At 55.2% G+C, this 11,221-nt stretch carries 12 protein-coding genes; 9 read left to right on the top strand and 3 right to left on the bottom strand.

Going from position 1 to position 11,221, the window contains the following annotated elements:
* Positions 1–55: 55 nt before the first annotated feature.
* The 8 genes from KYK33_RS11235 to KYK33_RS11200 all read left to right on the top strand — a co-directional run bounded on the left by KYK33_RS11235 (position 56) and on the right by KYK33_RS11200 (position 6,463).
* The gene (locus KYK33_RS11235) at positions 56–424 is read left to right on the top strand and encodes a hypothetical protein (protein ID WP_224430549.1); all 369 of its coding nucleotides are present in this window, start codon (positions 56–58) and stop codon (positions 422–424) included.
* A 68-nt stretch (positions 425–492) separates the two neighbouring features.
* Positions 493–678 carry a hypothetical protein gene (locus KYK33_RS11230; protein WP_224430548.1) on the top strand — a complete coding sequence of 62 codons (186 nt, stop codon included), beginning with the start codon at positions 493–495 and terminating at the stop codon, positions 676–678.
* Positions 675–1,397, top strand: a complete 723-nt coding sequence (locus tag KYK33_RS11225) for a hypothetical protein (protein ID WP_224430547.1) — start codon at positions 675–677, stop codon at positions 1,395–1,397. The genes KYK33_RS11230 and KYK33_RS11225 overlap by 4 nt, the downstream gene beginning before the upstream one ends.
* Positions 1,398–1,410: 13 nt before the next feature.
* A complete protein-coding gene (locus tag KYK33_RS11220) occupies positions 1,411–1,962 on the top strand; it encodes a hypothetical protein (protein ID WP_224430546.1) in 552 nt (183 codons plus the stop codon).
* Positions 1,959–2,669, top strand: a complete 711-nt coding sequence (locus KYK33_RS11215; protein WP_224430545.1) for a hypothetical protein — start codon at positions 1,959–1,961, stop codon at positions 2,667–2,669. Before KYK33_RS11220 ends, KYK33_RS11215 begins: the two co-directional genes overlap by 4 nt.
* 13 nt (positions 2,670–2,682) lie before the next feature.
* Complete coding sequence (locus tag KYK33_RS11210; RefSeq protein WP_224430544.1) at positions 2,683–2,904, top strand: hypothetical protein; 222 nt, start codon at positions 2,683–2,685, stop codon at positions 2,902–2,904.
* An 11-nt stretch (positions 2,905–2,915) separates the two neighbouring features.
* Positions 2,916–4,592: a hypothetical protein gene (locus KYK33_RS11205; protein WP_224430543.1), complete on the top strand. Its 1,677-nt coding sequence runs from the start codon at positions 2,916–2,918 to the stop codon at positions 4,590–4,592.
* Positions 4,593–4,906: 314 nt separating this feature from the next.
* Positions 4,907–6,463: an MltF family protein gene (locus KYK33_RS11200; RefSeq protein ID WP_224430542.1), complete on the top strand. Its 1,557-nt coding sequence runs from the start codon at positions 4,907–4,909 to the stop codon at positions 6,461–6,463.
* Between the two features lie 225 nt (positions 6,464–6,688).
* Here KYK33_RS11200 and KYK33_RS11195 read toward each other — a convergent pair whose 3' ends face one another.
* Positions 6,689–7,447, bottom strand: a complete 759-nt coding sequence (locus KYK33_RS11195; protein ID WP_042043111.1) for an SDR family NAD(P)-dependent oxidoreductase — start codon at positions 7,445–7,447, stop codon at positions 6,689–6,691.
* A 122-nt stretch (positions 7,448–7,569) separates the two neighbouring features.
* Here KYK33_RS11195 and KYK33_RS11190 point away from each other — a divergent pair, with 122 nt between their 5' ends.
* On the top strand, positions 7,570–8,490 hold the full coding sequence (locus KYK33_RS11190; RefSeq protein ID WP_224430541.1) for a LysR family transcriptional regulator: 921 nt from the start codon (positions 7,570–7,572) through the stop codon (positions 8,488–8,490).
* A 44-nt stretch (positions 8,491–8,534) separates the two neighbouring features.
* Here the strand turns inward: KYK33_RS11190 and KYK33_RS11185 are convergent, their stop codons facing one another.
* Positions 8,535–9,938: a sensor domain-containing diguanylate cyclase gene (locus tag KYK33_RS11185; RefSeq protein WP_224430540.1), complete on the bottom strand. Its 1,404-nt coding sequence runs from the start codon at positions 9,936–9,938 to the stop codon at positions 8,535–8,537.
* Between the two features lie 222 nt (positions 9,939–10,160).
* Entirely contained in the window at positions 10,161–11,171 is a 1,011-nt protein-coding gene (locus tag KYK33_RS11180; protein WP_042043114.1) for a helix-turn-helix domain-containing protein, read from the bottom strand.
* Between the last annotated feature and the right edge of the window lie 50 nt (positions 11,172–11,221).

Genomic DNA, 11,221 nt, shown 5'->3' with positions numbered 1-11,221 from the left:
CCCGCCATTTTTCCAAGCGGCGGCCTCAGTATCCCAAGGTTTTCACGAGGACATTATGAAGACGTTTTACATCATTCAGGACAAACGCCAATTGATGGCCATTGAGAAGCAAGATGCCGACGAGCTGGAGGCCGTCTTCTCCGACGCCGTGGCACGGGGCCAGCAACTGGTGGCCGACGCCGTTGTGGCCTCCGATGAGGGGGCTGCTGTCAAGGCGGTCAAGATGATGCGGGTGTGGAGCATGTTTATCTGCCTGGTCGGGTTGCTCAATATAGGGTTTATGCTGATGGTCCAGGAGACGCCATTCAACGTGGTGATGATGCTCGCCATCGCGGGGGCGTTCATCTGGGTGGCGAGCAGCTTCAGGCGCACGCAGAGTGACGCGCTCAAGACCTTGCTAAAACATCAGGGCAACCGGACCTGATCCCGATCAGCCCCCGGCCCGAGGCCATTGCATTGGCAAGCAGCAAGGGGCAGGGCGGAGAGTACCGCGTGCCTCATACCCTGAACCCATACGATCAGCTCATCGCACGGATCACCTACCCGGCGGACGAGAGCTTGAGCGGCACAGCGCAGCGCTTCGTGGTGCGCGGCGATCTGGTTGATGGCGCCGTGCTCACCGCAGAGCGTGATGCCAGCCTGCCCATCGAAGGCATAATGATTGGAATAGCACCATGAATGAACAGCACACCGATAACTTGTCTCCCCTGCAAGGGGAGGCCTTGCGCAATTATATCGAAGATACCTATCGCGAATTGGAAAAGGAGCCCGTGCTCTATCAGTGGAACATTAACCATAAGCAACATCATGCAACCTTCATGGGGGTTGCCCAGTTTTTTATTTTGGGAGCATTAGCAACTTACGCCGCAGGGCAGTCAGATCTTTTATTTTCCACCACGCATCTTATTTACATGTTGGTCGTTATGTTTATCGCAATTAGCGCCCGCTACCTATTTGCTCCAAACCAACTCTATCACTACCACATTACTGCCAAAGGGTTCTTCTATACCCAGCAGGATAATATTCCCGATATAGCCTTTACCATCGCCCGGGGATTGGGCTGGTTTGGCTGTGGTGTCTGTGTGTTGGCCGCGGGCATGTTGGGCCCTGCTGCCTTTATTGGCGCCGGTGCAAGTGCACTGTTGGCATGGAAAATAAAGGATATACAGCCGGTAGAAAAGAAAAATGTATGCCTCTTCGTTAAAAATGAAAAGAAAATGACAATCAGACTATTTGAAAGGAAGAGTGCAATTAAGTTCATTGTCAGTCCTTTATCTCCATATACCTATGCATTTATATACTGCAAGGAGGGAGAATCTGGAAAAGTGATGCAGTTATTATCACCTTATATCGCTGCTTATGACGTTATAAAAGTTAATAGCTGGCGTGAGTTTTAGGACGGCTCTCTACATGACGTTCGTGCTCGGTAGTATCGCCTATCTGGTTGCTACCCTGTTGCTGGGCCGTTACGGCCGCATTCCCCTGGAGCGCTGGCTGCTGCAATCGACCTGGGGCAGTGAACCCAACCCAGCTTGGACGCCAGCAATCGAGTTGCAGGAGTACGAGCGGCTCACCGCGGCTCCCCAGATTGAGATGACGAACACTGAGTTGGTGATCCGGCTGCCGAATCACATTGACAAGATCAGCCTGAAACTCGGCGCCCGGCGCATGGTGAAGATGTCCTACCCCGATGGCAGCCCGAGGTTGATGCCGCGCGGTGACAGGCCAGAGGCCATTGCATTGGCAAGCAAAAACGGGCAGGGCGGAGAGTACCGCGTGCTTCATACCCTGAACCCGTACGATCAGCTCATCGCACTGATCACCTACCCGGCAGATGAGAGCCTGAGCGGCACAGCGCAACGCTTCGTGGTGCGCGGCGATCTGGTTGATGGCGCCGTGCTCACCGCAGAGCGTGATGCCAGCCTGCCCATCGAAGGCATAATGATTGGAATAGCACCATGAATGAACAGCAAACCGACAACTTGTCTCCTCTGCAAGGGGAGGCGTTACGCAGCTATATCAGCGACAGCTATCGAGCATTGGAAAAGGAGCCTGTGCTCTATCAATGGAAAATAAATCACCAGTATCATTTTGCTTGGCCAGCAGCCATTATCGTATTTGCGTTTCTTTCGAGTCTATGGGTTGGGTGGGGTCATGATTTACACACTTTTTTAAAAATTGATACATGGATACTGGTGATGCTATTCATCATGTGCCTTGGCGGGCGTTTCTTATTTTCTCCCAATCAGCTCTATCACTATCATATTACTGCCAAGGGTATCTTCTATACCCAGCAGGATAATATTCCCGACATTGCCTTTACCATCGCCCGTGGATTGGGCTGGTTTGGCTGTGGTGTCTGTGTGTTGGCCGCGGGCATGTTGGGCCCTGCTGCCTTTATTGGCGCCGGTGCAAGTGCACTGTTGGCATGGAAAATCAAGGATATGCGACCGGTAAAAAAACACCGAGGATGTTTGTTTACACCAAATGGTTATTTGAAAATTTTCAAGAGGAAAGATGCCTTGATAGTCTGTAGTGAACCTTTTGATGCGGGAAACTTTATCTATTTATATTGCCAGCAAGGTGAGGCAGATAAAGTGCTGAATTATATATACCCATATTTACCTAATCATGAAGTGAGAGAGGTTAATAGCTGGCGTGAATTTTAGGTCGGCTCTCTACATGACGTTCGCACTCGGTGGTATAGCCTATCTGGTCGCCACCATATTGCTGGGCCGTTATGGCCGCATTCCCCTGGAGCGCTGGCTGCTGCAATCGACCTGGGGCAGCGAGCCCAATCTGGAGTGGACGCCAGCAATCGAGTTGCAGGAGTATGAGGAGTTCACTGCCTCCCTTGACACTTTGCCATCAGGGAAGAATTATCTGATCAACCCTCTAAGTTAGGAGCATTATTTTTGTACATTTTCCTACCCCTATTAATGATTATCATCAAGATCATGATGTTGCTTTGCTGGTGGTCAGACAATACCCTGCGCCAGAAGGAAAGGGATGAGGCCATTTCTAGATTGAAAGAACAAGGCATGACAGCCGATGTGCTATCTGATACCGATCTGGTTTTGCTGAGAAAGATATATAGGCGACGATTTATCGACGGTACCATCTATCAGCATGAAGGGATCTATAGCATTCGCCAGCTGGCGCCTGGATGGCGTCAGCGGTGGCAAGATACCTGTGTTGGTGACCTGAGGGTGGAGTCTATTTATTGGCCAGCGCCCCCTTCCAGCAAGGATGAATCCCATAGCGTTTATATCCGAGGAATTATCTATAAAGATGCGCTCTACGCCATCAGTGCCGATGATGCACTCTTTATTCCTGAAGCCAAGAGGTTAGAAAACCTGCCCAGGCAGTGGGTGCCTAGAGAATTTGATGTCGTCTATCTTGAGGGATTGCACTTCATCATGCCGTTATTTTCACTTTTTACTTTCATCGCTTCTTTGTCGAGCAGCATCCCCATGCTGTCAATATTAACCACCTTAATCCTCGGTATGCTCGGTGCTTATTTATGGTTGATCCAAAAGCAGCATCGTCTATTTCTGATCGAGGGGGAATGCTCACTCATGTCTGCCAATAGCGCATTTGGTGAAAGGAAAGTCATCAATGAGTGTATGGTCAGCGACCCCGCAAAGAAGTTGCAGCCGGGGGAGCGCTACACATTGCATTGCGTGCGTTCCCACCATGAGGTGTTTCTCTCTCCGGAACGACTAAATAACAAGGAGTATGTAGATGGAGCTCAATTCCTACTCTTTGGCTCTCGCCAGTGGAACTGCGCCTTGGCGCTGGTGCTATTTGTTGCACATTTTATTTTTATTCATAACTTATACCACTCGCCAGCGCACCTGATTCATAATGGCTATATAGAATATGTAAGGGAGAAAGTGATTGATAGCGACCATTTTTCCACATTATACGAGGTGTTGCCAAAAGAGTTTATTCATATAAACAGTGTTTTGGTAGTCAATCATGATTTTGATGATACGTTGTGCCTTCGTGATAAGTCGGAACTGAAAAAAGACGATTTCAAGGATGCCGTACAGCACCTTATAGGCATGGACTACAGTGTAGAATTGGATGAGAAAAAATCTCTCTTCGAGATGTACCCTGAAGCTTATGAGTACCTTATAAATATAAAATCCAGGAATCAGGTTAATTGCCCTATTACAATGACTATGACAGGTGAAAGAATATATTACTTTGATACATCACCTATATATATCATCACATATTTGTCTGAACGAGCGCAAAAAATAAAAATGACAGCCAATGCAATGATTAGCTCTGAACTAGTAAAAAAGAGTATTTCAGGGTATGTTTATGGGAATGAATTACCGGTTAGAAATTCTATTCATGGCTTGGTTGTTAAGAAAGAAATAAAATCTAATGGAAATGTATTTATCACTTTGAATAGGGCGTTTACCCCAACGCAGAAAGAGGAAGTCGAGAGTATTTACTACAAGATATGGGTGAATATAATCCTAGCTGCAATCTATTTATTCACGTTTATCGGCTTCTTGATTGGATGGTTCAAAGAGTCAGGATCATCGCCCAGCATGCCTAATCCAAGCGCGACATAACAGTTTGATAGGAAAACCAATCGTTCAACGAAACTGGTAGATGGCGTCAGTACGCAGCGAAAAGGATCTGGCTCGTTATCAGGCGGGCAAAGGTGATAGAGGTTACAGTGCGGGCGCTGGGATTGGCCTATCTCCCCACAGCAGGAATCGATATCACTATCGAGCGGGTTCTGCCACATCGCCAGAGGCGACATCCCAGCAAGGCCGTCTGATTCAATACCATCTGGTTACTACCCCTCCATAAGATCAAACGCAATAAGCTAAGTGGCGATCTGGGCGGCACTACACTCAATAAAATGGGTGAGGTAGCCACTATGAAAGGGTTATGGATAGTGATGATATGGGGGCTCTTTATGGGGCCTTGGTCGCAGGTTTGGGGGGCTGACCCCAAGGAGGAGGAAGAGGAGCGTGCTCAGCTGGACTTTAACAGTGCTGAACTGTCAAAGCCCGCCTTGGGGGATCTCGATGCCATGCTGGAACGGGGCCGCATCCGGGTGCTGACCACTTACAACAAGACTGGCTATTTCATCAACAAGGGCGTGCAACGGGGTGTCACCTATGATGGCTTTATGCAGCTTGAGCAGCGCTACAACGGCCAGTTGCGAAAAGAGAAAGCCATCAAGCGTCACCTCAAATTACATATCGTCTTTATTCCGGTCGCGCGGGACAAGTTATTCAGCGATCTGATCGCCGGCAAGGGCGATATCGCCGCCGCCAATCTCACCATCACGGATCAGCGCAAGCAGGGGGTTAATTTCACCGATCCCTTGCTTGAGGATGTGCGTGAACTGCTGGTCTCGGGCCCGGCTTCCCCCAAGGTGGAAGGGGCGGGGGATCTCGGTGGACAGGCCATCTATGTGCGCCCCTCATCGAGTTATTTCGAGAGCCTGCTCAGTGATAACCAGGTGCGCAAGGCCGCCGGGCAGCCGCTGATTGACATTCGTGCCGTACCTGAGACCCTGGAAGATGAAGACTTGATCGAAATGGTCAATGCCGGTCTGCTGCCGTTCATCATCGTGGATGAGCACAAGGCGCGCTTCTGGAAGCAGATTTTTCCCGATATCAACGTTCATGAGCAGCCGGTATTTCGTGAAGGGGGTGTCATCGCCTGGGCGGTACGCAAGGAGAGCACTCAGTTGTTGGCGATGCTCAACAAGCAGATCGCGGCGCTGCGGGGCAAGCAGACTGGATCTCAGCGGCTGGCCCTCTATCTCAAGCAGAATAAGTATGTAAAGAGCGCAGCAGCCGAGGCTGACCGCAAGAAGTTTCTGCAATTGGTCGACCTGTTTCGCCAATACGGAGCACGCTATGAGGTGGGCTGGTTGCTCATTGCGGCCCAGGGCTATCAAGAGTCGGGCCTCAACCAGAAGGCGCGTAGTCATGTGGGCGCCATCGGTGTGATGCAGCTGATGCCCGCCACTGGCAAGCAGATGAAGGTGGGGGATATTCGCCAGACTGAGCCCAACGTTCACGGTGGGGTCAAATATATGCGCTGGATGATAGATCACTATTATGCAGACGAGCCCATGACCGATCTGGACAAGGCGCTCTTCTCCTTCGCCTCTTATAATGCGGGGCCGGCCCGGGTGGCGCGCTTGCGAGCAGAAGCCAAGAAGCGGGGCTTGGATCCCAATATCTGGTTCCAGAATGTCGAATATGTGGCGGCAGATAAGATAGGCCCTGAGACGGTGACCTATGTGGGCAACATTTATAAGTACTATATCGCCTACAAGCTGGTGATGGAGCAGATCGAACAAAAAAACCAGGCTGCCGCCGCGTTGGAGCAAGATGCGGGCATGGCCAGTGGGGCCGCAAGTACGCTAACGACCCCGAAAATCATTACAGCTGAACCTGCACCCGCCACGAAATAACCATCGCTATTACAGAGGCGCCCAAGTCATTGGCTTGGGCGCCTCTGCGTTGCATGGGGTTTACCGGCTGCGCTGGTAATCCACTCTCGCGGCCAGTGGATGTTGTGGCCTGCACGGTCTGCGTTATCCCCCGGCGTCAGCGGGGGAGTGGCTTCCCCGTAGCAGACAGGCCATGTGTTGAGTCCCTTGTGCCGTGATGTTATTTAGCGCGTCGTGGCGATCGACTCAGATAAACATGCCCCCGGAGGCTTCGATGCGCTGGGCATTGATCCAGCGGCAATCGTCCGCGAGCAGGGCGGCGATGACACCACCGATATCGTCAGGACGACCCACCCGGCCGAGCGCCGTCTGGCTGGCAATAAAATCGTTCACATCCCGATTATCGCGCACGACCCCCCCACCAAAGTCAGTCTCTATGGCGCCGGGGGCGACCACGTTGACGGCGATGCCCCTCGGCCCCAGCTCCTTGGCCAGATAGTGGCTCAATACCTCAATGCCTCCTTTCATGGCCGCATAAGCGGCATAACCCGGCAGGGCGAACCGAGTCAGACCGGTGGAGAGGTTGACGATGCGCCCTCCATCGCGCAGCAGGGGCAATAGTTGCTGGGTCAGGAAAAACGTGCCCTTGAGGTGGATGTTCATCAGGGTATCGAATTGTTGCTCAGTGGTCTGCTCGAAGGGCGCGTTGATACCTATGCCCGCATTGTTGACCAGGAAATCGAACTGGGTCCGTTGCCACTGGCTTTGCAGCAGCTGCTGCACCTGCTCGGCAAAGGCCGGGAAGCTGGCGCTGTCGGCCACATCCAGCGCCAGCGCATGGGCCTGGACTCCCAGGGTGCGAGCGGCTTCAACCACCAGATCGGCCTCTTCGGCCTGGCTGCGATAGGTGATGATGAGAGAGATCCCCCGGGCTGCCAGGGTCAGGGCCGTGTTGCGGCCAAGGCCTCGGCTAGCGCCCGTGATGAGGGCAATGGGTTGGTACATGATGAACTCCTGGGTTGGTTGGCGGTAGGGAGATGCGGTGTCACGACTGTATTTAATCTTTGAAACTGGATAAAGATGGTCATACTGAATGCAATGTTCCATTTATATAAACAATAGCCGATATGGATCAACTGGATGCCATGGGTATGTTTGTGAGGGTAGCCGAGCTGGAAAGCTTTACCCGCGCCGCCGAACAGCTGGCGGTGCCCAAGGCGACCCTCTCGCTCACCATTCGTCGTCTCGAGGAGCAACTGGGCACCCGATTGCTGCAACGCACCACGCGCAGGGTGCAACTCACCGCGGATGGGCGGCTCTGTTACGAGCGTTGCCTGGATCTGTTGGCGGATGTGGACGAGTTGCGGAGCCTGTTTCAGCCCGCGCAGCGCCTGAGCGGGCGATTGCGGGTCGACATGCCGAGTCGCTTGGCTCGGCTACAGGTGATCCCTCGCTTATCGGCGTTTCTGGCTCAGCACCCGGACTTGACCCTGATGCTGAGCACCACGGACAGGCGGGTCGATCTGGTGCGGGAAGGGTTCGATTGCGTGGTACGGGTCGGGACGCTGGGATCCTCCAGTCTGGTGGCGCGCAGGCTGGGTCAATATCGGCAGATCAACTGCGCCAGTCCCGCCTACCTCGCTCGGCACGGGCTACCGGGGACACTGGCGGATCTGGCTCAACACCAGTTGATCCACTACGGCAGCGATCTTGGCGGTGAGCAGACGGGATTCGAGGTGCTGGGGTCGGATGGCCGGGTCGAGCGCCATCCCATGGCGGGCGCCCTGACCGTCAATGACAGCGAGAGCTACCTGGCCGCGGCCCTGGCCGGGCTTGGCATCATACAGTTGCCGGAGCAGGGCGTCGCTGAGCTGCTGGCCAGGGGAGAGCTGGTCGCCCTCTTGCCCGAGTGGCAGGCGCCACCGCTGCCCATTCATGTGCTCTATGGGCATCGTCGCCAACTGGCGCCCAGGGTGCAGGCCTTCATCCAGTGGCTCGAAGGCGTGCTGGGGAATGCCCCGGCGCCAGGGACGGATGGCGCTGAGTGACAAGGGGTTGCGCGGCAGGGAGGCAAACTGACGCGGCAGGAAAATTAGCCGGCGAATTTCACGATGCAATTCTTGCCTGCCGCCTTGGCCTGATAGAGGGCGAGATCGGCGTGGTGCAGCAGGGTATCCCCATCAAGGGTGGGCGCGCTCTCGGCCCAGCCAATGCTGAGGGTACAATAGAGGGTCTGCTGCTCGGCGACGATGGACATGTTGGCGAGGGTGCTGCGGATCCGCTCCAGCACCGGCAAGGCATCCGCTGGCGATATATCGATCAGCGCCAGGGCAAACTCCTCTCCCCCGATCCGCGCCGTGATGTCCTGGCTGCGGCAATGGTTATGGATGATCTGGGCCAGGGTCTGGATCACCCGATCGCCCACCCTGTGACCATGGGTGTCATTGATTGACTTGAAGTTATCTATGTCCAGCATGGCCACGCAATAGGGGCGCGCCTGGCCAGCAAGCCGCGCCAGCTGCGGCATGAAGGCGCGGCGGTTAAGCAGTCCCGACAAGGGATCGTAACTGGCCTCCTTCTCGGCGGTCTGCTTGTCTTGCTCGGTACGGCGCAACTGGGCCCGCTGCAATGAGACCCCGAAGATGGTCAGCGCCGAGGAGAGCACGAAGGCCATCATCTCGGTGTTGGTCTCCTCCTGGGTCAGATGGATGAAAGGGCCGAGTCCGTGCGCCGTGGCCAGGATCATGAACAGCATGGCGAGGCTGCTAAATATCCCCAGATAAAACCGGCTGACTTCGAAGGCCAGCACGATCAGCAGAGGCGGGAGCAGGTAGAACAACCAGCCGGCCTGCAGACCCAGTCCCAGCAGGGCGAACAGCGACAGGCCCACCCCGGGCAGTATGATGTGGCGCAGTTGGGCAATGCGCAGGGCATGCGGTTCCTGCCAGCCGACATAGATCTGGTACATCAACAGGATGCCGAGGATATCGGCAAGGAAGAGCATCTTGACCATGCCGGGCAGCGCGGATCCGGGAATGTAGTGACCCAGCACCAGATTCCATGCGAGCAGCAGGCTGGAGAGCGAGATGGGAAGCACGCCAGCCAGCACCACAAACTTGATGAGATCGTTGGCATTGTGCACCCCAAGGGGCAGGAAACCTTGTAGCAGGCGCAGGGCAAGTGCCGGGGCCAGGGCATCGATCAGGGCGGCGATAGCGGTATGGGACAGGGAGGGGAGCAGGGCGCCCTCCATCATCATGCCTTTTACGTTCAACATGAAGCTGCCCAAACATATCCAGGGCAGCGCCCTCATCCCCCAGTTCAGCAGCATGATCAGGGCAATCCCGGAGGGGAGCCAGATCAGGGTGATGTTGGCGGGTTGCAGGCTAAACAGCGTCTGCCCCAGCCAGCCCGTGAGGCAATAGCAGAGACAGGCCAGTGCCAGGGCGAACCGAGTCCGCCAGGACGGGGAGAGGGGAGCTAAGCGTATGTTCAATCCGTTGATCGGTTCTTATGATGCCAGTGGCGCTACTATAGCCAATGTCATGCTGTAACTAAATTTAATAAATTCAGATGGTTTACCCCCTGTGAGCGAGATCGCGGACTCGCGCTCATCAGAGGGTCCTTGTTCAGGCTTGCCGGCCATTGATGATGGGCAAGACAGGGCCCGGTGAGGGGGCATGGGAGCACTCTCAACCAGCACTCTCAGCCAGCACGCTCACTCCCGGTAGCGGCGGGCACGATACTGGCTGGGGGATTGCGCAAATGCCTCCTTGAAGAAGCGGGTGAAGCTGCTCTGGCTGGCAAAGCCGAGCCGTCCCCCCACCTCTTGCAACTGCAACGAGGAGTCGAGCAACAAGCGACAGGCTTCCTCTCGCCGTACCTGCTCCAGCAGGGCCGAGAAGTGGCACTGCTCCTCGCGCAGATGGCGGTTCAGGGTCCAGCGAGTCACGTTCAGGGTCGTGCAGATCCCGGCCAGCAGGGTGCGGGGATCTGCATCTCCCAACCAGAGCTGGCGCCGGATCAGGGTCAATACCTGCTCGCGATAATGGGAGGGCGGTTGCAACTGCGCCATCTGCTGGGTCAGCTCCCCCAACAACAGCGGCTGCAAGGCGGCATTGTGGCCGCCATAGGGCTGATCGAGCAGAGCGGCGGGGAACGTCAGCTGATAGCCATCCCCCAGGCGCACCTGCCCTGCCAGCCAGGCCGCCAGCTCCCGCCACAGTTTTGGGCGTACCGGGGTGGGCAGCACCAGCTGACCCTGGCCCGGTTGATAGAACTGCACCAGGGCATAGAGATAGCAGAGGTTGACCAGGCTGCTCATGGCGATCACATCCGGGTGATCGGAGTCCGAATAGTAGCTAAGCCGCGCCACGCCATCTTGCTCCTGCAGCGTGATCCGGTCGCACTCGCCGATCAGGGGGCGATAGCGCAGGAAAAATTGCAGGGCCTGACGCAAGGTGGCGGCGTTGCAGCAGAGGCTGGCCAGGGGCAGATAATCGGAAAACAGCCCCGTCAATGAGGGGGGCGACCAGTGATTGGAAAGATCGGCATGGGGCGCGCAGTGGGCCAGCAGCCGGAAGTGGCGCTGGGCATCGATGCGTCCCTGGGGAATATGCAACTCTTCCCGGGCTATCCCGGCAGCAAGGAGGAGCGAGGCGGGATCCCGGCCCTGGGCCTGCCAGCGGGCGAGGCAGTGCAGGGCAATCCGGTTGGAAACACTTTTCACGGCTGAACTCCTTGTCGGCGGTGCCTGTTCATCATGGCCCGCCATCATCC

Source organism: Aeromonas rivuli, from assembly GCF_020149575.1.
GTDB lineage: Bacteria > Pseudomonadota > Gammaproteobacteria > Enterobacterales > Aeromonadaceae > Aeromonas > Aeromonas rivuli.
The sequence above is the reverse complement of the archived record's forward strand: the minus strand, read 5'-3'. Positions and strand labels throughout refer to the sequence as shown.